The 22484-nt window shown below is 40.4% G+C and carries 18 protein-coding genes and 2 pseudogenes; 17 read left to right on the top strand and 3 right to left on the bottom strand.

Going from position 1 to position 22484, the window contains the following annotated elements; genetic code table 11:
* The first annotated feature begins 18 nt into the window (after positions 1–18).
* The 14 genes and pseudogenes from F3I09_RS19070 to F3I09_RS19005 all read left to right on the top strand — a co-directional run bounded on the left by F3I09_RS19070 (position 19) and on the right by F3I09_RS19005 (position 18942).
* Positions 19–8511: an RHS repeat-associated core domain-containing protein gene (locus tag F3I09_RS19070; protein WP_149696632.1), complete on the top strand. Its 8493-nt coding sequence runs from the start codon at positions 19–21 to the stop codon at positions 8509–8511.
* Positions 8486–9031 carry a hypothetical protein gene (locus F3I09_RS19065; protein ID WP_149696631.1) on the top strand — a complete coding sequence of 182 codons (546 nt, stop codon included), beginning with the start codon at positions 8486–8488 and terminating at the stop codon, positions 9029–9031. Before F3I09_RS19070 ends, F3I09_RS19065 begins: the two co-directional genes overlap by 26 nt.
* A gap of 554 nt (positions 9032–9585) precedes the next feature.
* Entirely contained in the window at positions 9586–10485 is a 900-nt protein-coding gene (locus tag F3I09_RS19060) for a hypothetical protein (protein ID WP_149696630.1), read from the top strand.
* Positions 10457–10978, top strand: coding sequence for a hypothetical protein (locus F3I09_RS19055; RefSeq protein ID WP_149696629.1), 522 nt, complete (start codon positions 10457–10459; stop codon positions 10976–10978). Before F3I09_RS19060 ends, F3I09_RS19055 begins: the two co-directional genes overlap by 29 nt.
* A 527-nt stretch (positions 10979–11505) precedes the next feature.
* A complete protein-coding gene (locus tag F3I09_RS19050; protein WP_149696628.1) occupies positions 11506–12441 on the top strand; it encodes a hypothetical protein in 936 nt (311 codons plus the stop codon).
* Positions 12442–12556: 115 nt separating this feature from the next.
* On the top strand, positions 12557–12943 hold the full coding sequence (locus F3I09_RS19045) for a hypothetical protein (protein ID WP_149696627.1): 387 nt from the start codon (positions 12557–12559) through the stop codon (positions 12941–12943).
* A gap of 547 nt (positions 12944–13490) precedes the next feature.
* Entirely contained in the window at positions 13491–13697 is a 207-nt protein-coding gene (locus tag F3I09_RS19040) for a hypothetical protein (RefSeq protein WP_149696626.1), read from the top strand.
* A gap of 347 nt (positions 13698–14044) precedes the next feature.
* Positions 14045–14257 (top strand): annotated as a pseudogene (locus F3I09_RS34795) (RHS repeat-associated core domain-containing protein); the annotation flags it as partial.
* A gap of 108 nt (positions 14258–14365) precedes the next feature.
* Positions 14366–14983, top strand: a complete 618-nt coding sequence (locus tag F3I09_RS19035) for a hypothetical protein (RefSeq protein WP_223233295.1) — start codon at positions 14366–14368, stop codon at positions 14981–14983.
* 857 nt (positions 14984–15840) lie between these two features.
* Entirely contained in the window at positions 15841–16359 is a 519-nt protein-coding gene (locus tag F3I09_RS19030; protein WP_188133868.1) for an RHS repeat-associated core domain-containing protein, read from the top strand.
* 3 nt (positions 16360–16362) lie between these two features.
* A complete protein-coding gene (locus tag F3I09_RS19025; RefSeq protein WP_149696624.1) occupies positions 16363–16677 on the top strand; it encodes a hypothetical protein in 315 nt (104 codons plus the stop codon).
* Positions 16678–16755: 78 nt separating this feature from the next.
* Positions 16756–17220, top strand: a complete 465-nt coding sequence (locus F3I09_RS19020; protein ID WP_149696623.1) for a hypothetical protein — start codon at positions 16756–16758, stop codon at positions 17218–17220.
* A gap of 329 nt (positions 17221–17549) precedes the next feature.
* A pseudogene (locus tag F3I09_RS34450) lies at positions 17550–18416 on the top strand (hypothetical protein).
* A gap of 133 nt (positions 18417–18549) precedes the next feature.
* Positions 18550–18942 carry a hypothetical protein gene (locus tag F3I09_RS19005; RefSeq protein WP_149696620.1) on the top strand — a complete coding sequence of 131 codons (393 nt, stop codon included), beginning with the start codon at positions 18550–18552 and terminating at the stop codon, positions 18940–18942.
* Positions 18943–19243: 301 nt separating this feature from the next.
* Here F3I09_RS19005 and F3I09_RS19000 read toward each other — a convergent pair whose 3' ends face one another.
* Positions 19244–19591: a helix-turn-helix domain-containing protein gene (locus tag F3I09_RS19000; protein ID WP_149696619.1), complete on the bottom strand. Its 348-nt coding sequence runs from the start codon at positions 19589–19591 to the stop codon at positions 19244–19246.
* 151 nt (positions 19592–19742) lie between these two features.
* On the opposite strand from F3I09_RS19000, the gene F3I09_RS18995 reads away from it, so the two are divergent.
* The 3 genes from F3I09_RS18995 to F3I09_RS18985 all read left to right on the top strand — a co-directional run bounded on the left by F3I09_RS18995 (position 19743) and on the right by F3I09_RS18985 (position 21120).
* Complete coding sequence (locus F3I09_RS18995) at positions 19743–19955, top strand: SymE family type I addiction module toxin (protein ID WP_149696618.1); 213 nt, start codon at positions 19743–19745, stop codon at positions 19953–19955.
* A gap of 311 nt (positions 19956–20266) precedes the next feature.
* Entirely contained in the window at positions 20267–20647 is a 381-nt protein-coding gene (locus F3I09_RS18990) for an SRPBCC domain-containing protein (protein ID WP_149696617.1), read from the top strand.
* Between the two features lie 2 nt (positions 20648–20649).
* Positions 20650–21120 (top strand): hypothetical protein, encoded by a 471-nt coding sequence (locus F3I09_RS18985; protein ID WP_149696616.1) that lies wholly within the window; start codon positions 20650–20652, stop codon positions 21118–21120.
* A 1-nt stretch (position 21121) separates the two neighbouring features.
* Here F3I09_RS18985 and F3I09_RS18980 read toward each other — a convergent pair whose 3' ends face one another.
* Both F3I09_RS18980 and F3I09_RS18975 read right to left on the bottom strand, forming a co-directional pair.
* A complete protein-coding gene (locus F3I09_RS18980; protein WP_149696615.1) occupies positions 21122–21391 on the bottom strand; it encodes a hypothetical protein in 270 nt (89 codons plus the stop codon).
* Positions 21392–21468: 77 nt separating this feature from the next.
* Complete coding sequence (locus F3I09_RS18975) at positions 21469–22365, bottom strand: LysR family transcriptional regulator (RefSeq protein ID WP_149696614.1); 897 nt, start codon at positions 22363–22365, stop codon at positions 21469–21471.
* Positions 22366–22484: the final 119 nt, after the last annotated feature.

The raw sequence follows: 22484 nt of genomic DNA, 5'->3' as shown, positions 1-22484 counted from the left end.
TTAATGTTGAAAATGCATATGCGTGCTGTTTACGCTAAAATATTAATGGTGAAGGTAATCATGGCTGCCTGGTTGCTTTGCGGAGTGCTGCAGGCAAAAGCCTTCAATGCTGTTGAGACTTATCAGAACCAATTACAGGGTACGATAAAAAAGGGAGATGTACTGACACTAAAGGATGAAAAGTTCCTCAACAGTGCATACGATTGGCAGAAGATCCATAACAAGACTGTAAGCAATATTATCACCTTTGGTCTGTATCGTGATTTAGGGGTTGTATTGCCTAAAGCCTTTAAGTGTGAAATAGATCTGAAAGTAGAATATTGGTCTCTACCAGACCAGGTAGATCCTTCTGTTGATGATCACGTAAAGCTGACGATCAGCTTTGATCCAACAGCTGGTGTTGCTTACCAGGATGCAGCTTCTCACCGGTTTATGAATGGACATAAGGTAAGGATCACAGTAAATGATATAACTAGTGCCGAGTTGGGTGCACCTCTTCCTGCCGCTTTCCGTCTTATAACTCAGGTGGCAGTGGAGCGTTCATATGATTTAGACCAGAATACTCCGCTAATTCCGGTAGTATCCCGGCAGCAGTCGGTGGTACCGGAAGGCGCACCTATAGATCCACATGCTGTATCACTTTCCTGGAATACGATCACCGGGGTAGAGGAGTATGATGTGGAGTGGACGTTCATTGATGATGAATCAGACAATGGACGGAAGCTGGATAGCTTGTCAACGGGTATCACAGTAGATGACCTGAAGAAAATGTTCAGGAATAATGCCAGTCGTGCTACTGTGCAGAAGGAGCTATTTGACATTTCCCTGGTGCACAATTCGAGATTTTTGTTAGTCCGCATGCGTCTGGTGCAATATCAGGATAATGGTTTTCGCCAGGAAGGGCCCTGGCAGTATCAGATCCAGGAGAATGGAGTGACTAAACCGGGTGTCATTGATTTAGCAGAGAATCCCTGGCATCAGGATAATCTCAACTGGCAATACAACGCGGTATATGCGGAAGATGGGAAAAAGAAAGAGGTAGTTAGTTATTTCGATGGAAGCTTACGGAACAGGCAAACGGTTACTGTAAATAACAGCGACAAAACAGCGGTAGTACAGGAGACAATATATGATGAGTTTGGGCGTCCGTTAGCGAGCATTCTTCCAGCTCCTACTGCTGCCTCCGTTCTGAGGTATTATCCTGAAATGCACCCTTCGGCCACTGGAAAATATAATTTTAATGACGTTTATGGTAGCGGAGGTAATTGCATAAGTACACCAGCCCCTCTATCTAACGGGAAGGGCGCCGCCAGATATTATTCACCGCTGAATGAATTTAAGGATGATGCATCCAGGCCTGAGAATAAATACATTCCTGATGCAGAGGGATATCCTTTAGCAGTAACAAGATATACAGGAGATAATACAGGACGTGTAAGTGTGCAGGGAGGCGTTGGTAAATTGTTTCAGCCAGGACCTGCAGCAGTTAGTAAAGCTACACGTTATTTCTATGGTAAACCGGAGCAGTGGGAACTGGACAGGCTGTTTGGGAATGATGTAGGATACGCCAGCCATTACCTGAAGAATATGACTATTGATGGTAATGGTCAGATAAGCATTAGTTACCAGGATGCTGCCGGTAAGACAGTTGCCACGGCATTGGCTGGAGATACACTTGGTAACGTTGATGCACTACCATCCAAACCTGTTGCCGTTCCAACGACTACTGTGGTAATGAACCGTGAATTTTCCTTTGATCCTTCAAAGATGAAGATTTCGGCTACCGCCACTTATATGAATGCTGTTCCCCACAACAGTGTAAAGCTCACATTGGACATACAGCAGCTTATAAGCAAGTATGCTGAAAATAACGTGAACATTTGTAGCAATTGTTACTATGAAGGAAATATCCATATTTCCGACAATTGCGGAAATGAGATCTATAGGAGTGCCGCGCCAATTAAAATTGGAAGTATGGCGGGAAGCTGTGATGAAGAGGTGTTCAATTCTATAGAGATTGATACCACTATGGAGGTTGGGGAATACTTTATCACTTTTGAATTAGGTATACCTGAAGCAGCGGTAACTTCCTATGCGCGTAATTATGTTGAGAAAAATACAAACCTGAAGAAGGAATGGGCATTTGTTAGTGATGCCTTATTGAATAAAGATTTTCTTTCCTGCTTCAATGATTGTGCCACCTGTAAGGAGTCATTAGGTGAGTTAACGGACTTCAGTCAACGTATAAAGGAACGTTTAGTGGCTGATAGCGTTAACGTTGCAGCCAATGATTCGACCATTACGGCGTGGATTAACAAGTTATACGCATCCTTGTCCAGCCAGTGTGCTGTATTAAGGGCTACCTGTGCAACATCTACTCCTTGTACGGATCTCGAAAATATCATGGAGAGAGATGTAAGTCCCGGAGGGCAATATGCACTTTTCGATGATTCATTTAACGCGGTAGAACCTACTATTAACGTATTGAACCTTAACTGGAGGCAGGTGTTTAAACCGCTGCCGAAAGACTCCTTACGTTATATCCAGGAGCAGTTTGAACTGGAAGATGGGACGATCACCTCACCTTATGACAGTGCATTTACATTGCAATTATTGGCAAAATATTGGAAAAGTGATTGGGCTTCCTCTTTTGTTGAATATCATCCGGAGTACTGTGCGTTGCGATTCTGCCGGGAGAATGCTAGCTACCTGCAATGGGACGAACAGATACGTACGTTGGCAAAAACAGTTTCAGACATACCTGCAAACGCAAGTGGCGCAGTTTATAGCAGGGATAGTATTAGTTGGCTAGTGGATCATGATCTGTTCTTTAAGAATGGAGAAAAGGGTCGTCCGTTCTTGTCAGCCTTTATTGACGATCTGACAAATTATTCGAAGAATGTTGCCGGTGCTAAAAGTGACGGTACGCCTGTAGGAAGTCTGTCGAAGTTTGTAGATTATATGCTTTATTGTGCGGACTATACAGGGACTACAAATGTCAACAATGATCCTGTTAGGGAGGCAGATAATTGGTCTGATTGTGTGCCTAAGGAGGATTGTCGTATCCCTGACAGGGAATGGGTTCTGTATAGGGAGAAATATCTGGAACTGAAAGATAAATATTATCAGTTACTGAGAAATACGCCGGCGTATTGTGGCGCTGCATGTACTGTGGGTAAGGCTTCGGCGTATCCGGTGATAAATTGTCCTGATGCTTCGACTTTTGTACTTGGAACGGATGGAGATTGTCCAGGAACCGTTGGTTATAGGTGTAAAATAACATATTTGGGGGCGCCACTGGCGCAAAACCTTACTATTAATATTTATTACCCCGATGAGTACAAAAATCTGATCATTGGATCAACTCAGGTACCACTGTATGCAGGGCAGACTGTTACAGCGTTTTGCGTCAATAAAAAAATCCCTTTAAGTGCATTACGTATAGCCTCAACTAATTGTGGTACTGCTGCGGAGGATACTGCTTTTAGTTGTGCTGTTGATGCCAGGGAGGATAAATTTGCCCGGGTTACCTATGGATATAACGGTAGTGACTCTAAGGTAGAGTACACATATACGGGGCATATTCCTCCTGTTGGCGCCGCGATAAGGGCAAGGGTATGGTGGGATCCCAATGATCCGGATACTTACTATCCTATCCAAATTGATCATGATTATGACCGCCATCCATTCCTAATAATACAACATGGACAAATTAATAATTGGATATTTGGAATTGATACCTGTTATGGTGATTCTCCGAATCCCGGAACTGGTTGTAATCAGGCATACGCATATAAAACTTCGCGTATAACCAATATCAGCTACGCTACTCCGCCGATTACCACAGACACAACGGCGTTGAAAGGAATAGTTAATGATGCAATGGTGGCTATGATTAACCAGAATTGCGAGGCGCAGGCAGACGTATGGATGGGCGCATTGTCAGGCCTTTTAGACAGCATCAAATATGTGAGTAAGAAAAGTACCGTGCGAGCTAAATTGATTGAGGTCTGCAAGTTGGGTGGAGACGCAGACCATATCAATGGTGCAAGTTCAGCTGGTAACGCTACTGCAGAAGGTTACAAGTCTTTCGCAGATGTGCTGAAAGGAGTTTTGGGTTTTTACAATATGGATTACAATCCATATCTGATCGATGCGCCTTATCCGTATGATGTCCAGCCTCAGCCTGTTGAAAAAGTGATTGAGGCTACTAATGCTTCAATATGTGATCGTCTTGCAACATTGACTGCCGAATACAATGCTGCTCAAACAGGAGACTCCTTCTATGTATATCTGACGAAGAAGTATGGAGAGGCTATGAATATTACAAGAGATGAGTTGCAGTTCCTGCAGAAAGGATGTACTAACTGTCGTTACCTGCTTCAGCAGCCTGTGAAGTTGCCTGTTTTCATGGAAAAGGGCGCGAAGGGTTGTATTTCCGCAAGTGAGTATACCGATGCGGTAATGGCATTTGTCGCCATCATGGGCGATAGCCTGATAGTCGATCACCCGAACTACGAGGTAATGTTCGCCAACTATCTCAACGGTCGCTTTGGTTTTACCCTGTCTTATGCAGAATATAAAGAATATGGAGATACAGTAGCGAAGAATTCTTCTTTTTCAATGTTGTTATGTAATCATCCTTCGTATGCCAGCGTTAAGCCGGATAATTATGAATGTATGATGCAGGGAATCGATGATGCGGTTACAGCAGGGCATGTAGCTTATAAGGAATATATTGAAGAGGTAAAACGTCTTTTCCGCGCTGAATATATCGCTTATTGCAGTGCTAATAAACCTAAGTTGTCGCTGACTTCCTCTCAGCAGACGTACCATTATACACTCTATTATTATGATCAGGCGGGGAATTTAGTCAGAACTGTTCCGCCGGAAGGCGTACATCCGCTGGATGATTCCCTGTTTGCGCAGATTGCTGCGGTGCGCAGGAAGGGAAGCGCCGTTTGTACTTATGGTGGTCCGACTACAAATACACCTGAGGCTACTGCATTGCAGCAGTTTACAACTGTCTTTGATCGTACCGGAGACGCGTCACTTGAGATGTGGATGTTCAATCAGAGCAGATCCGGAGGACAGGTGATTGCGACAACCAGCGGGAACAAGTATATGTTTAACCTGTGTATCAGCGGCAAGTATCTGAATTTTGATGTGTATACAATTACGCCGCTTACAGGAGGGGAAACAGACGTCGTGTTGTCAGCACATACAACTGCTGACCTGACAGGTATTTTGCCCTTGACTCCATGGACACATGTAGTGATTCAGGGTGATGGGCTTAAGAAAAATAGCCGGGAAATATATGTAAACGGTAAATCCTGTCCTCGTGTAAATGTAGAGCCAACTGGCGCTTGTCCATGGGAGATACGGTCAGGTGGCGCGGGTATTACTTATCCGAAGAATCTTACCTTGCTAAAGCAGGTACGCTTTTTCAGTCGTAAGCTGAGTGCGAAGGAAATATCAGCAAACGCTGACGATGCCTGCATGGGCTTTAGTCCGTCTTATGCTACGGCATTGGACAGTGCCAAGCTGTTCTGGACGCGTTTTGGTATCCCGGCGGCCGGAAGCTATTGGACTGTGGATGGGTCTACTACTGAAACACAATACGTAGCTGTTTTCCCGAAACATACCTTGACAACTTCTTATGCATATCAGTCACTAAATGGGATTGAAGCGCAGAATACTCCTGACGGAGGTACCAGTCATTTCTGGTATGATATGCTGGGTAGAATGGTGGCTTCACAAAACGCGGAGCAACTTAATCCTTTAGGAGGAGGTTGGAGTTCCCGTTACAGCTACACTAACTATGATGCACAGGGACGTATTAAAGAGGTTGGTGAAACAAATGCCACCCTTCCGGTTACAGTGCCATTCCTTTCCACCGACGCCCTGGCTGCATTTGGAACAAATCCAAGGCAACAGGTTACCAGGACTTATTATGATGCTCCTAAGTCACAGACAGCCGATGCCATCGCAACTGCCCAGGATAACCTGAGAAAAAGGGTAAGCGCCGTTACTTATGCAGAAGATGAGAATGGAAATCCGCAGCAGGCTACGTATTATAGTTATGACCAGATAGGCAATGTGAAGACTTTATGGCAACAGATGGCTGATCTTGATACCAAACAGATTGACTATCAGTATGATCTCGTGAGTGGAAAGGTTAACAAGGTGAGATATCAGGGTGGTAAGAAGGATCAGTTCCTGTATGGTTATGAGTATGACGCTGAAAATCGTCTCACAAAAGCCTTTACAGGTGTTAACACCGTTTCTTCAAATGGATGGGAGATTGAGACACCTCATACAGATGCTGCTTATCGTTATTACCTGCATGGTCCATTAGCCAGGACAGAACTTGGTAATGAGCAACTTGTGCAGGGAATTGACTATGCGTATACTCTACAAGGTTGGCTGAAAGGGGTGAATGGTAACTATTTATCGCCGCAAGATGAAATAGGAGGGGACGGTGTGCAGCATACATGGCGTAGTAATACCGCCAGGGATGCGTATGCATATTCCCTTGAATATTTTGCAGGTGACTATAAGGAAATAAGTGATCAGGCAAAAGCCTTCCCACTGACCTGGACGGTGGGAGTACCTACAGAAGCCGGTAGAGACCTTTTTAACGGCAATATCAGCCGTAGCACGCTGGCGCTTAAACGGGTAGCGGAGCAAACACCTGTGGGGTATAGTTATCGGTACGACCAGTTGAATCGTCTCAAGGGCATGCGTCAGCATTCATTGACGGTCGGAGCAACTGATTGGAGTGCAACAACAGCCGGGGATCAGTTTAAGGAAGCAATAACTTATGATGGTAATGGTAACATTCTCAGCTATTTGCGTAATGGTAGCAGCGGCAGAGGTTTAACCATGGACCAGCTGAGTTATGTGTATTCCCGCGATGCGGCCGGTAACTTGTTGAATAATAAGTTATCACAGGTGATTGATGCCGTTGACAACGCCAGTTATACAGAGGATTTGAAAAATCAACAGGCGAATAATTATCTTTACGACAACATTGGTAATTTGATCTCTGACATGCAGGGGCAAATAGACTCTGTTAGGTGGACCCTGTATGGGAAGATCAGACAGATTGGTAAAGCTGATGGTAGTTCTTTGGAATATGCATATGATCCGTCAGGTAATCGTGTATACAAGCAATATACGAAAGGAGCTGTTGCAGATAAGACCTGGTATGTACGCGATGCACAAGGCAACGTACTGGCTGTTTATGGAAATAAAGACGGTGGTAATCAGACGTATTGGAAAGAACAGCATTTGTATGGTAGCAGCCGTTTAGGTGTCTGGACTTCTGATATTGATGCAACTGATGTAACATCAACTGCCAGCGATACAAACTGGCTGAAAAAGGGAAGGAAGCAGTATGAGTTGACTAATCATCTGGGTAACGTACTGGCGACTATTTCAGATAAGGTGGTGGATTCGGTAAGTGGAGGAGCGGTAGATCATTATGAGGCGGAGGTATTGAGTGCGCAGGATTATTATCCTTTTGGGATGTTGCAGCCGGATAGGAAGTGGAGCTTGGGGAGTTATCGCTATGGGTTTAATGGGAAGGAGAATGATAATGAGGTGAAGGGAGAGGGGAATCAGCAGGATTATGGGATGAGGGTGTATGACCCGAGGTTGGGGAAGTTTTTGAGTGTGGATCCTTTATTTAAATCTTATCCATGGAATAGTACTTATGCATACGCTGAAAATAGGGTTATAGATGGTGTTGACTTAGATGGCGGGGAATGGAAAACGAAGCATAGATGGACGGAAGTTATTACAGACGAGGCATTAATTAAAAGGATGGGAAGCAAATATATAAAGGGCATGACTTATCAAACATTGTGGCGACAAGAAGTCGGTGGTATTCTAAAAACTTACAAGGAAGGTAATGAGAAGTTTGATTGTGCCGATTTATCAATTAGAGCAATGGTTACTTTTGCTTATAAGTATAAACTTCCCGTGTATTTCAAGGACTATAAGACACCTGCAGATCCAACCATATCGAATGATAATTATGGTTTTAACTACAAGGACGGAAATGGAGATGTTAAGAGGATTAATTTTAAAGAGGGTGATTGGTTGGCCTTTTCAAAGCAGATAGAATCTTTTTATGGTTCTCTCGACTTATTTCGTAATGACTTTTTGACCGAGAACAAAGAATGGAAGGATCTAATGTCTGGAGATCTTCTAGCATGGGATCATCGTAATGGCAGCGGACATAGCCAGACTCTTACCAGAGTTGGAGACAGTCGTTTTGATTTTGATGATGACAAGGATAATTTAACAACAATACAGGGTAATGAACCAGCAGCAAAGCCCCTAGAGAAAAGCTATAGCTTCGTCTATTTGAAAGTGGTGTATTGGAGCGATCTTATACAACCTAAAAAATGGAATTTCCATGAATTTGATAAGCATGTGACAACAAAAAAAGGGAATAGTGCTCAAAATAAAAATGAAGATGCGAAAAATAGAACAAAAAAATAAGGCAGTTTATATGTGTGCGTTTTTTGTCATATCTGCTTTTATTTCCTCCTGTAGTCAGAAATCAAAGTTACAGAAATCAAAGCCCCAGAAAGTAGAAAATACACTTTATAGTTACCAGGAAATAAAGATGGCTTGGAAAACAAAGGATAGCATAACTGTTGCTCGTTGGATAGATGCTTTAGATGATACACTTGTTAGTAATAATGATTATTATTCAAGGTTGGCTTGGTTAGGCTCTATCTCTAAGTTTTATTATGGAAATATGGAAATCGAAGACCGCGTTTTCAAGAATTATTCTTCAGAAAGAAAGATTTTGGTACGGAAGAATACTGCAGCAGTCTATAAGTTATATAAGGCGTCAAGTCTGTTTATGAAAAATGTTGACTTAGACGTAGCGTTTTCTATTCAAGAGAATTACTGGAATGATAGCTCTTTGTTTACCTCATGGCAATTAAGTAAAATAAAATTTGCTATTGATAGTATAGCTAAAATTAGTCATGAAGACGGTAGTGAAAATTAGATAAATCAGCAGTGTTTATGAAGGCAGCGAAGAAACGTTGCCTTTATAGATATTTTGACTGGAAAATGGAAGCCAGAAAAGAATTGTGACTGGTTTGACATCAAGCGATACAATATTTTATATAGGGGTTGAAAAGTTTTTCTATTTGAGATGGGGAACCATAAACAATGTTCCGGTTGAATCAGGCCAATTAGATCTTTATGTAGTTGGTCTCAAGTCGTATTTATTACGAGAAAGATTTTGGCTTGTCGAGAATAGTGAGAATAAGCTCCTTTATAAGCATTCTGGAAATTATGATGTATTGATAGATGAAAGTATTGTCTCTACCGCACCGGTTTGGTATGATGATGACAACAAAAAGAGAAGGAAACAAACAAAGATAAGAGTAGGAAATTAGATAATGAGTATATTCTCGGTTTATAGTCTTGTTTGACAATCATTAGCCTCAGTATTGGAAGTTGAGGAATCTATTTTGTTGATAAGGGGGGCTGAGAGAATGAATAACTGTGAAATAGATAACAGAAATTGACATCCCATATGGATGTGAGCAGTTGGTGGGATGTTTCCTGCCAACTGCTTTACGTTTCTTTAAAGGTTATAGGTATGGGTTTAATGGGCAAGAGAAGTCAAACGAGGTAAAGGGAGAGGGAAATAGTTATACTGCAGAGTATTGGGAGTACGATCCGAGGATGGGTAGGAGGTGGAACGTTGATCCTAAACCAGAAGTGTCAGTTAGTTCTTATGCGACATTTCTGAATGGTCCCATCTTGTGGATTGATCCTTTAGGAGATAAAGTGAAGTTAAGGCGAGAGAATGGCGTCACAAAGGAGGAATTTAAACAGATGAAAAATGGAATTGGGGAACTAAGAAGGAATTCTAGCTCATTTGCTAAGATTTATAATGATTTAGATGGTAGAAAGGAAACATATTATTACACTGCAACTAACGAAGATGGCGGCAAGACTCCAGAAGGTGGGAATGAGATACGAATCGGTGTCCATTACAAAATTAATACTCTTGCCAATGGAGAAGAACCTAAAAAATATGCAATACTGGGATTAATTGCACATGAAACTGGTCATAAAATAAGAGAACTTTATAATTTGGATCCTCCGTTTGGTACCTTGAATTCTAATGTTTTTAGCCAGAAGGATTATTCCGCATGGAATGATTACAATGTTTCACACCAAAGAAGACATGAAACTTCTGAATTGGGAGCTTTATTTATTGAAAATGTTGTTAGAAGTGAATTGAAGAAAAGTAGCTATTCTGACATTCAACTACGACGATATTATTCACCTGGTTTCAAACTGGAGATAAAATACGATCCCAAAAAAGGACTTCAAAAATCTTCCGTAATAGGTTCTGATTATGATTTGTTTAAAAAGTATGACCCGAAATATTTCCAAAAGAACATTGATTTATATGAAGTACTTGGTATTGGTTCTCGTTAGTTTTATTTTAAAAATAGAAAAGGGCGCTGCTCAAGATTGCAGAGTTCACGTTGATAGCTCTGGTTTAAGAATATCCTATTTAGATACTGACTATATTACTAAGGATAACAATTTTTTTATTATGTTGGCAGGTGTTTCGGGTGGTGTGAGCTCTTTTTTTAAATTGTTCAAAGATACAACTGATTATTACATAGAGTATGGCATTAAAGGAGGGGGCGCAAAGTCATATAAGGTTAAAACAACAATGCCTATGCTAGACACGTTTCAAGTGTACGATAGGGATTATTATATAATATCCAGCAAACAGACGCGTCATTATTTTGATATGCTTATTATTAAAAAAGGTGAACATTATTCGCAGATAATTCCTCACGGATCTACAGTTTTCAATAGTAGAGATTGTATAATTGACTGTGACAAAAATATCGTTTTTTTGTTTCTTGAATTTGAACAATTATATAATAAGCATTATAAGCTGAAGAGACGCAAATAGATAATGGGTGAACAGTTATTGCGAAACTCAAGATAACAAAAGGAAAAATGAAATCGGAAAGTTAGAGTTTGATTTTATTGTCCAAAGGGGCATTATTATAATGGAAAATTCTGATTCCTTAGATTTAAGTACTACCATCACTTTTATTAAGATATTTAATACGATAGCTAAAAACCGTGAATTAAAGAGGTCCGACCCGAAATATCAGGTCTTTGAAGATTTATTTAGGAAAAAATATCTTGATATTTCTTGTAAAGTGATAGAGGGAGACATTGGGAGAGGAATGTCATACTATTCTAAAAAACATGATCTATATATAGGAGGACCAGTTCATCTCAATAGCCAGTACCATATTATAGATCCATGACAGCGCCCTCTAAATGTTTTTTAGCTCTTTGTCTAAAGAGCTTGATTACTTAGAGTTTGGTGGATTTGCGCTATATGAAATTTTGAGGCAGCTGGCGTAAATCGTCCAGCTGTCTTTCTTTTTTCCTATTGTTTATATAAATGAGAAAAGAGACTATATTTTGTTGAGTTTTTTTAGCGCAAAATCGGTCGTGGGGCCTTTTATGCCGTTTTGTTGTACAGGCGGCTATCGCTATGGGTTTAATGGGCAAGAGAAGTCAGATGAGATCAAAGGCGAGGGAAATAGCTATACTGCGCAGTTTTGGGAGTATGATCCGAGAATAGGTAGGAGGTGGAATATGGACCCTAAGCCAGTCATTAATATAAGTGTATATGGATGCTTTAATAACAGTCCTCTCAAAATGAGGGATCCGTTGGGAGATACAGCATTGTATGCGGATAATTTTTCGCGGGATATGGTGCAAAAATATGCAAGTAAGACGGTACTGAAAAAAGGAAAGGAAGTGCTTAACAAGGACTATAACGCGGAGTTTGCAAAGATGTATGATAAGATAAATAGTTCTGTGGACAATTTTATATACAAATATGATCAAAATGCGAAAACCGGTACAACCTCTTTTGATGGTAAAAATATCACGCTTACAATAGGGAATCCAGGGAAGGCATATGGAACAAAAGACCCGGTTGCAGGAATTCTATTTGAAGAAACAAAGCACGCGGAACAATTTCTGGACGGGAAGTTTCCGTTTCTAAAAGGAGATAAAGGATGGGTAGCTGGTGCAGGTTTGCGGCTTGAGGTTGAAGCAAAACTTTTTGTCGCCAATTCACTTCCTATTAAGAACGATTATTGGGAAACATATGAAGTGCCAACACAATTAGGTTATTTAAAGACTATTGCGGCGTCCGATGTACAAAGAATAAATTACTTGAAATTTGGTGTCGTCGGTTATATCCTGGATACTCCGCAAGGAAGCGTTAAAGTAAACCTAAGTCCAAGCTATCCGGAAATGACTGATTTTATATTTGACAATACAAAAACGGAAAGAGTAAAAGATGATAAATACTTTGGTTATCCGCTTCCTAAAAAGAATCCTTAGTAGTAAGATTTATCTTACTTGCCTGAGTTGCTTATTCTTACTATTCCACAAGGCAGTAGCGCAAGAGAAAAGACCTTTTTATGATTTAAAATTATTGGATACATACGTCGTGCGAATGGATCTGGGAGAGGTTATCTCAAAGGGAAGGAGCTCGTGTCTTTTTAGAAAGCATCATGCAGGTGCTTTGGTGAAAATGCGTATCTCTGATATTTTATATATGGTTCGGCAAGCCGAATTAGATTCCTTAAGTCTTTTGAAGGTCAACTATCTTGCTATTAACAGGAAGGATTTGAAAGGGATTTCGGGGAAGAAGAATGTGATAGTAACTATTACTCCTTTGAATGATAATACGGATTACGTGTTATTTGCCCGTGTATTAGATAGTTTGGAATGTAGGAATGCGATTTTTCGACATACAGGCTGGGCTGCTCAGTCTCTTGCGCCCTGTGAAAAAAAAGGGCGGGATCCCTTTACGAAATATTTTAACTCGCCAGAGAAGTGAAATCGTATATAAGAAAGGAGTCTTAATAAGATCTGAAACCAGCCCAAGAATTGGGTCCGGCTTTATTAAGGTAAAGGCTAGCTAAAAACTATATCTTCGGGGTAGATCTTTGAATAAAATAATGTAGAGGGCTGTCGTAACCAGGCAGGAAGTGGAGTTTGGGTGGTTATCGCTATGGGTTTAATGGGAAGGAGAAATCCGAGGAGATAAATGGGAAAGGAAATGGTTATACCGCGATGTTCTGGGAGTATGACCCAAGGACAGGAAGGAGATGGAATACCCTCCGTCCTGATATCGGCATCGTACATAATAGTTGATAAAAGTGGAGTGCGGAGTTTAATTAATTGGGCGTTATTTAAGAGATATAAATGTTAAATCATGCAATATTTTGGAACCGAAATATTTGACGGTAAGATATATGCTGACTTTCCTTTAGACGAAGATGTGTTATTGGAGGATCAGTTTCTTCTTTTGACAAGTGATGTTGGGGGGGGAATATTATATCAGAGATTATGTCTTTGTGATATCTTTGTCTTGGTTTGGAGATATGTTTGATTTACCAAATCGCAAAAACCATTTTTTTCTTCGGGTTTTTGAAGGACCTAAGACAGATGGTAAAACCTTTTTAGTAGAATCTACCGAGTCAGATTTAAAGCAGTTTAAGCGTGCATTTCAACGAGCTGTTGACTTTGTACAAAAGGTTAGAGAAATGAATGATGATGAAATTGAGGCTTTACCGGCGGTTCCCTATTAAATATACTGCAACGCACTCACAAGCCCATTACCACCCAACTTTGGACCGGTGAGCCTACCGAAATACCCAAAAAACTGGAACCGAATTTACCTTATGAAGCGAAAACATTATTCATATAACCGCGATACAAGGTCTAGTTCTGAACTCGGCACAGGGGATGAAAGTGGGTGGGGAACCGTCAATTTGAAGAGGACAAGAAAATTACTAAGGAAATTGTATAGGCTTTGTTAGAGCGCCCAGTGGATTATTTGCCGAGATGTAACGCTTTCTTTGAGCTGAAGAATATATAAAAGGGGCTATCCGTGATAGTCAGTTTTTCGGGTAGGGTTGTTAGCTAGGCGGGGTGTATATCGGTAAAGTGCGCAGGAAGATATCGCTATGGGTTTAATGGGAAGGAGAATGATAATGAGGTGGAAGGTGAGGGGAATCAACAGGATTATGGGATGCGGGTGTATGATCCGAGGTTGGGGAGATTTTTGAGTGTGGATCCGTTGACGAAGAGTTATCCTTGGAATGGTACTTATGCCTTTGCGGAGAATGATGTGATAAGGAGCGTAGATCTTGATGGAATGGAGAAAGCCGTAATGACCCGGTCATCCATACCAAGGACATATACAATTGAGTTGGTTAGACATGTCGATATAGTACAGGCGGGAATCCTTCCACAGATGCAAAGACTCAGTAATTCTGACTTTGGTAGGGTATTTAGTAACGGAAATGTTACATTATACTCTAAAGATATTCCAGAAGCAAGTAAGTGTTTTCAATTTATTACAGAAGCGGACTTTAAGAAAGGGATTGGTTATGAACTCCAGGTGAAATATAATTTCAGTCTGGGATACGTGCCTGAAGCGAGTGCGGAACATGCATATGGTGTGTCATATTCAACAGTACGTACTGGGTATGTTAATATGTTTTCTGGACCCAATGCTTTCGCTGGATCAGACTATGAGAATGACAACACTAATGTTTGGATTAATCCAGGTTTCTTTCTATTTGCGCCAGGCAACACGCAATATATGGCCGAAAGCTATGAAGAGCTATTGGCGCATGAAGTAGGTTTTCATAATTCGCTGGGTAAAGGGCATCTACCATATAAAAATGGAAATGCAATATACCCGGCTACTAATGTGCAATCTATAGGAGGTGTTACTCATGGTATGATTACTCCCACAGAAACTGAAACGAAAGAGCTCCTGGAGAAAGCAGTTAAAGATAGAGGAAGGCTAGAGCGAGGTCCATCTCCTACTAAGGATATGATCGGAGGTACACATGGTAAAATTTAATAAGCATAATATGATTAGAGTAATTATGATACTATTGTTGATATTTGGATAAGGCAGTTTATTCGGGCAAACGGATAAGAAAGCAGAGATGGAAGAGGGCTACTCTATTGATACGATTTCCGGTATCTTTATGTATGAAGCTAATGTTCCGTTAGTCGCGCATGCGAGAGATCAAATAGAACAAACTTCGCTGATTATTAAATTTGATTCTCTTTGTTATCAAAATCCAATAGCGTTGTATGATTGTGGAGTTTTTTTCTACTTATGTTCGCGTTCTAAGCGCGACAGCATTGAAATGAATGTGGATATCAAATATAGTGATGACAACTCGGTGATATCAATGTTGAAGAAGTTAAATTACATGATAAATGCGACTGATTCGAATTATTTAAGAACGATCATATTTGATAATGAAAAGATATTAATGTATAAAAAAATTTATGCTAAGTTTACCTATGTGAATATTGGGAAGACGAACGTACTGGTACCTAAATTGCAGAACTATCGTTGTTGTTATTCACATTCGAAACGAAAAATCGACTCTTATTGTATCTTAAAGGTATTAGAGTACGAAGTTTATTGATATGAATAGGTTAATTGGCGAAATATTGAGAAAGTTGTGTAAACATAACGATCATACCTTATTAATAAATGCGGCTGCCTGAATTGGTAGCGGTATTTATTAATAAAGTATGGTCACCCTGTGTGGGGGAGCCAAGCGAATTAATTGCAACAAGTTGGTCTGCAAAGGGCAAGAAAGTCTATGAATTGATCAACCACATGGGTATGGTGTTGGCTATTATTTCAGACAAGCGGGTGGATTCTATATGATGCTCGGTTGGCTAGATGGACTAGTTATGGGTTTTAATGGGAAGGAGAACGACAACGAAATCATAGGAGAGGGAAGTCAGCGGGATTATGGGATGCGTGTGTATGATCCGAGGTTGGGGAAGTTTTTGAGTATCGATCCGTTAAGTCGTAAATATCCTGAGCTGACATCGTACCAATTTGCGAGTAACAGGCCGATTGATGGAATCGATTTAGATGGACTAGAGTTTTTTAGTGCTTCCTTGATAAACCAGGCTGGTTTTGCTAAGGCCATTACCACGACTGTGGACGCTGAGGAAATCGGTGCCAAGAATCCCCGTATGGGAGCTACTGTAGTTATAAGCAAAGCCATTTATAAAAACTACAAAGACGGGATACATGGTGGACTTGACTTGGTAGGAATGGTTCCGGTGGTTGGTGAAGTCCCTGATTTGCTTAATAGCGCCTTATATACAGCAGAGGGAAATTTTGATAACGCTGCTTTTAGTATGGCAGCTGCAATTCCTTTTTTTGGCATGGCGTCAACCGGTGTTAAGTGGGCTAAATAGGCAATGAAACTGTCTGACAATGCGTTTTACTTATCATCCGGTTTAATTCTTAGACAAGGAAGCAAGCATGGTAATAGATTTAGTCATTTTGTGGCGCATTTTGCTAATGATCTAAAAAAAGGCTATCACGGAGTTTTCAAATTGAGAGCAAAGGAAACAGTTGTAGAATTCCTAGATGAAGCATGGACATTGGCAAAAGCCGGAGGGTCTAAGGTCGCAAAAAGTGTTGATCTTGTTGACGGGCGTACGATTTACATCGTTGATATGGGATGGGCTCTTGGTTACGAGGGTGGAAAAAAGGCTCGGAAGCGGCATTAAATAAGGTACAAATTGTAATTGAAAAAAATACCAATCAGACATGGTTACGGCATTCCCAGTAAAATAATTTTTACTTTTATGTTTGAAGTCATATTTAATTCAAAAAAGGAAGAACAGCATTACGATATTTCTGTAAATATTTCTGATATCGGTTTTTCTTCAGAAGTGGATTCCTATTATTTGTGTATAGATCCATTTTTTATGCCTGATCAGGAAGGTCCGGATAAAGTTGAAAAATGTTTAAAACTAATGATTGCAAGTTGGATGGCAACAATTGAGCAGATGGAAGTTAATCAAATCGTTTATTTGCCATATGATTTTTCAGATCAATATATTGGAGCTTTAAAAGTTCAGAAAATGTCACTTAATGAGATTTCCCTTGGTTCTGGATGTACTACAAAATATTCGGGGTTTCAAAAATATCCATCGAAGGATACTTTTTTGGATTTAGATGATGAAGAATTCGACAGTGATGGAAACGACACTATTTTATTAAAGAACGGTTTGATTTCGCAGCTCAACGATGCGTTAAAAGTTTTGTAGAGTTACATGTTAAATGTAAAGGCTACCATTTTCGTTGGCAAGAATGTATTGAGTTGATAGTGAGAATAGTAACAGCTCGGTCGATTGATCGGGCTGTATTTTTAATGAGTTAATTGTAATTTGGTTTTAATGAGGTTGGACATTCAGCGACTTAGTCAATTTTATAGAGGGATAAAAAAGAGAAACTATATTTACGACAGCTCTTTGAGTAAAAAAGTGTGCAGGGCAGGGTGCGTGTCGGAGGAAAGTGCGTAGGCGGCTACCGTTATGGGTTTAATGGGCAGGAGAAATCCGAGGAGATAAATGGAGAGGGAAATGGTTATACCGCGATGTTCTGGGAGTATGACCCAAGGATAGGAAGGAGATGGAATATAGACCCTGTCATTAAACCATGGCAAGGTGATTATGTGACATTTAGCAATGATCCTATCAATAAGGTGGATCCGCTAGGAGTTGATGATTACTTCAACAGTAAAGGACAGTTAATTAACAGTACGAAAACAAAAACTTCCCATATTTATGTTCAAACTTCGGAAGGAAATGTTTTGTTGACACAATTAAGTTTGAAATCGGTGGAAAACCGGCAAGCAGTCGCTAATATAGTCGGCCACTATGCGAAAGAAGTAGGAATTGACTTTCAAAGGAAAGGAGGGCAAAATCTTGAAACGGGTAAAGGGATAGTAGGTTTAAAAGATCGGGGAGATATGGGGAAAAATGCAGGATCAGATGGTGTGTTAGCTTTTACTTAGGGGATGGATATTTTTGTTAACAAGAATAAGCTTAAAATTCCAGAGCCCCTTGGAGATTTCAACGTTATGAAATCTGCATTGATACATGAGGACCTGCATAAAAAGGATAATATTAAGAACGTTGCGGAAAGCTTTCTTTTGCATACTAATGTTTATCTAAATCAAATGAAGGATCCAACATTTGCTAAAGTTCCTGAAAGATATCAACTTGGATGGATTGCATCGTTTGCCCAATTTGTACTTAACTACTACGACCAAGAGGGAATTAATGGCTTTGGCCCTGGTATAGAGAGTATTGTAGATGATTTTAACAAGAACGGGAAATCTGGGCATGTGCTGAAAGTAGATGTTTCTGCACCAAAATCTTCCTCCTACAGTTTTCAAATCTATAGAAATGGGAAAAAGGTAGGGGAAGGGAAAATGGAGCCAAAAACTTCACCCCATTGATATAATAGGAACAAATAAGTCTTGTTGAGCTAAAAGTAAGAGTTTTTAATAAGAGGCATCTAATTATAGATATACATTGTGCAGGAAAAATAAAATGATATCAGCAATAAATTAAATTGAAAACTTCAAGTGCATGAATGTTAAAATTTGGATAATTGGAATAATATATTTACTACTATTGGGTTCTTGTAATCGAAACAAAGGTACCCGTCTAGGAAATATATTAGTATCGGGAAAGTATTGGGATATTGTGGAATCTAATGGGAAAGCGATTTATTGTTATAAGTTTGAAAAAAAGGGTGTCTGTTACTACTACCTATACTATAATGGTGTTGAGAGGCGGAAATTTTTTCAAGATGATCTGGTGGTAAATGATACATGGAGGATTACTAATGATGGCTCAAAAATTTGGATCCGAGATAGGGAACGAGAAGTGATTGGCTATAAAAATGATTCAGTTTTCCTTTTTAACACTGGTGATAGCTCAAATATTTTGTTAGTCAGAAGCAAAAGAGATAATCCATAATGATTAAGTATTGCTTGAAGTTTAGATTTGGCAAGGAAAGTATCCAGTAGGGAGTAAACACACTCTTTATCTTGTCAGGTAGTTCGTTAATCTCATTCAGTCGCTTTATCATTTTAGGGTCCTTCAAAATATTAAGATGGAGGGAAAAAACTGGCTCAAATCCAAGATAAAAAGAGGAGATTTTTTGAAACTTAATTCTTATGAGAAGTTTGTTAAAGATTTTAAATGAAGTAAGCAATACTTAGCAAGGAAAGCATCAAGCAGAGAATAAACGGTACTCTTTTTCTATGTCGGAGATTTTCTATTTATTCGCAAAAGCTTTTTTAGTTCTAACATTTTGAAGAAGCGCATCAATCGTATACAATATACAGTGTTTGTCTTCCTCAGGAAGTGTACTGATCTCATTGAAACGTTGCAGCATAACTGGATCTTTAAAGATATCACTATCAGAAGCCTCTCCCAATAAATATCCCACTGTTGTATCCAAGAGCCTGGCCAGTTTTTTAGCCACTTCAATTGAGGGAATCATCTCATCACGTTCATACTTACCAATGACGGTATAAGAAGTTGTCATCAGCTTCGCCAATTCTTGCTGTGAGAGGTTTTTAGCTTCTCTGCATTCTCTAACTCTTTTACCGAAAGTAACCATATTTTAAATCGTTTTAGGTACTATAATGCCGTATAGTACAGCGGAATACCCAAATATATGTTACTTAAAAGCTACAAGAAAATCTCAAAAGTTTTGTCAATTAACTTGAATTGAGTATTTTAGTATTGTATTAGATACAAAAATATTTTTTATGGCATTAAGAATATCTAAAGCAATCCGTCGCGGTAAACTGCATGGGCAGTATCGCACATTAAGTAATCACTGGAATGGAGGACGTAGTATTCCCTGGCTGAACGTAAGGGGCCTGTGGCTGGAAGAAGCAGGCTTTAATGTAGGAGACCCGATTGACATCATAGTAAGTAAAGAGAAGCTGATTATCAAAAAGGCGTGGGATGGGAAATAACAGCCATTAAGCAACAGCCAACGTTATCGCAGGTGCTTTCCTATGTTGTTAATCCCGGATAGGCACCTGCGATTGCATAATTGAAATGATTGGGTATAATTGTATCTGAAAGTTGATAGCTGAAAAAGCCAATAAATATTTTGCATAACCGCTTACGAGCTCATTTTCGTATAATGCACACTGTACTTTGTTATCTAAGATGAGCAATATCGAATCGACGCGAATTAACTAAATCCCCCCTTATCAATAGCATATTCATGGCTAAATTCACTTATCAAATATTTCCCTAGCTTTGCCCCCTAAATACTCACATGAAAGATTACAAAAAACATTTCATCATCCCGGCACCTCCGGAAGACTTATATAAAGCACTCACCAATCCAAGCACCATCCAGCTCTGGTCTGGTGAACCCGCCGAAATGTCCACTGAACCCGGCACCGAATTCTCCCTATGGGAGGAAAGCATCGTGGGCATGAACCTGGAATTCGAAGAAGACAAAAAGATCGTCCAGGAATGGTACTTCGGCGAACAGGAAGAACCTTCCATCGTCACCATCATCCTTCACCCGAACAAAAAAGGCACAGACGTGGAATTACGGCACACGAACATCCCCGACGAAGCCTACGACGACATCGTAGAAGGATGGGCTAACTCTTACTTCGGCGCTTTAATCGACTTCTATACCGAATAGCCATGAAAGCCGCCTCTATCGCCGAATTAAAAAAAGAACTACAGGAAGTCCCACCAGCCCAGCTGGTGGAATTATGCCTGCGTCTGGCTAAGTTCAAAAAGGAAAACAAGGAACTGCTCAACTACCTGCTCTTTGAATCACACGATCTTCAAGCGTACATAGAAGCAGTAAAAGAAGAGATGGATGCCGCCTTTGCCGAATCTCCCAGGCAGAACATCTATTTTGTCAAGAAGCATCTCCGGAAGATATTACGCGCTACGAACAAGCATATCAAATACACCGGCTCAAAACAAGCCGAAGTAGAATTATTACTCTATTACTGTACGAAGATAAAAAAAGCAGGCATTAAAGTAGGGGAGAGCGTTGCTCTGACCAAACTTTATATACAGCAGGTGAAAAAGATTGAGAAGTCTATTTCACTACAGCACGAGGACCTACAGTATGACTATAAACGACAGCTGGAGCGGCTGTAGTTTATTCTCCTTCAGCCATATCCATTTCAGTTAATTTACTAACACCGGCATATTCAGCAGCAGCTTCGGGACATAAAACCGCACCCAGGGAAGCGACTACTTTTTTCGCCAGCAGATCAATATCAGCAGTGCTGGTAGTCAGGAAAGAAGGCGTATGTTCCTTCATTTGTTTCAGCAGATTATTCTTGTGTTGTATAGAGATACCGGCAAGTTCTTTCAATCTTTCAGTAGTCGTATTATACAATTCTTCGTAATAAAAAAGGATATTCATAAAGCACTCATTTGAAAGACAAATGTATGCCTTAGGCTATAATGAAAGCTATATAGAAATCTTATGATCCATAAGATTTAGTTATAAATAGACTTCGCTAATTTGATAAATCGCTTATTCAGTTCGCTGGTCTCACCCTTTCGTTGGATGAAGTAAAAACTACGCTCAATACGCAGTCCTTCAAAGTTGAGGACGGCAAGTTCCCCCAGTTGCAGCTCCTTTACGATAGACCGGGTAGAAAGAAATCCCACACAACCGGATTCTACCAGGAAGTTCTTCAGTGCCTCGGTTCCCCCCAGGCGTGCATTAATTTTCAGATCGTCCAGATTGATCTTGCTTTTCTTTAGCCCCTGTTTAATAGCCTCCAGGGTACCGCTACCGCGCTCACGTATGGCCAGGGGCATATTCAGGATCTCCCGGAGCGGATATTCCTTTTTCTTTACCAGCGGATTGTTGTGGCTGCAAACAGCTACAATCTGGTCTTTCAGGAATGGCAGATAGGTCACATTGCTCAGTTTGCCCTTCTCTTCCGTCACCCCGATATTGATCTCTTTGTTTATCAGGGCGTCCAATACGATCTCACTGTTCCTGTTCAGCAGAGAGATCTCCACCCGGGGATATTCCAGGTTGAAGGCCGACATCACCCGGGGAAGTATATACAAAGCCGCCGTCGTACTGGCGCCAAGGTTGAGCACCCCGCTTGCCTGAAGCTTGTCCTTCATGACGGATATGTCAAATTCCGTCTCCTGCTGTATCATCTTCACCGTCAGCAGCCTTTTATACAGTAATTGACCCGCCTCTGTCAGCTCTATATGCAGCCCCTTCCGCTCGAATAGCTTAGTCTGATATTGCTCCTCCAGACTCTTGATATGCCCGCTTACCGCAGGCTGGGAGATGAATAATACCTCGCTGGCCCTGGAAAAGCTTTTCTCCCGGGCTACCTCCATAAATACCAGATGTCGGGTCGATAACATAACCGTTGTATTTACGGCCAAGGTATTTAAAATAGCTAATTGCTCCAACAAGCACCATCCCACAAAAAATATTTACCACAATATCAATTAGTTGCATTTATATTTAAACTGAAACTTTC

The organism is Chitinophaga sp. CF418, assembly GCF_900142925.1.
GTDB lineage: Bacteria > Bacteroidota > Bacteroidia > Chitinophagales > Chitinophagaceae > Chitinophaga.
This window is presented reverse-complemented; position numbering and strand designations above follow the sequence as displayed.

Coding starts and splice junctions, on each gene's coding strand:
- F3I09_RS19040 (WP_149696626.1), top strand. CDS start 13,491: ATGTTTGATTTACCAAATCGCAAAAACCATTTTTTTCTTCGGGTTTTT.
- F3I09_RS19020 (WP_149696623.1), top strand. CDS start 16,756: ATGTTTGAAGTCATATTTAATTCAAAAAAGGAAGAACAGCATTACGAT.
- F3I09_RS19045 (WP_149696627.1), top strand. CDS start 12,557: ATGGATCTGGGAGAGGTTATCTCAAAGGGAAGGAGCTCGTGTCTTTTT.
- F3I09_RS19025 (WP_149696624.1), top strand. CDS start 16,363: ATGAAACTGTCTGACAATGCGTTTTACTTATCATCCGGTTTAATTCTT.
- F3I09_RS18985 (WP_149696616.1), top strand. CDS start 20,650: ATGAAAGCCGCCTCTATCGCCGAATTAAAAAAAGAACTACAGGAAGTC.
- F3I09_RS19000 (WP_149696619.1), bottom strand. CDS start 19,591: ATGGTTACTTTCGGTAAAAGAGTTAGAGAATGCAGAGAAGCTAAAAAC.
- F3I09_RS18975 (WP_149696614.1), bottom strand. CDS start 22,365: ATGTTATCGACCCGACATCTGGTATTTATGGAGGTAGCCCGGGAGAAA.
- F3I09_RS19030 (WP_188133868.1), top strand. CDS start 15,841: ATGGGTTTTAATGGGAAGGAGAACGACAACGAAATCATAGGAGAGGGA.
- F3I09_RS19035 (WP_223233295.1), top strand. CDS start 14,366: ATGCAAAGACTCAGTAATTCTGACTTTGGTAGGGTATTTAGTAACGGA.
- F3I09_RS19070 (WP_149696632.1), top strand. CDS start 19: ATGCGTGCTGTTTACGCTAAAATATTAATGGTGAAGGTAATCATGGCT.
- F3I09_RS19065 (WP_149696631.1), top strand. CDS start 8,486: ATGCGAAAAATAGAACAAAAAAATAAGGCAGTTTATATGTGTGCGTTT.
- F3I09_RS19005 (WP_149696620.1), top strand. CDS start 18,550: ATGAATGTTAAAATTTGGATAATTGGAATAATATATTTACTACTATTG.
- F3I09_RS18980 (WP_149696615.1), bottom strand. CDS start 21,391: ATGAATATCCTTTTTTATTACGAAGAATTGTATAATACGACTACTGAA.
- F3I09_RS19055 (WP_149696629.1), top strand. CDS start 10,457: ATGAAGTACTTGGTATTGGTTCTCGTTAGTTTTATTTTAAAAATAGAA.
- F3I09_RS18995 (WP_149696618.1), top strand. CDS start 19,743: ATGGCATTAAGAATATCTAAAGCAATCCGTCGCGGTAAACTGCATGGG.
- F3I09_RS18990 (WP_149696617.1), top strand. CDS start 20,267: ATGAAAGATTACAAAAAACATTTCATCATCCCGGCACCTCCGGAAGAC.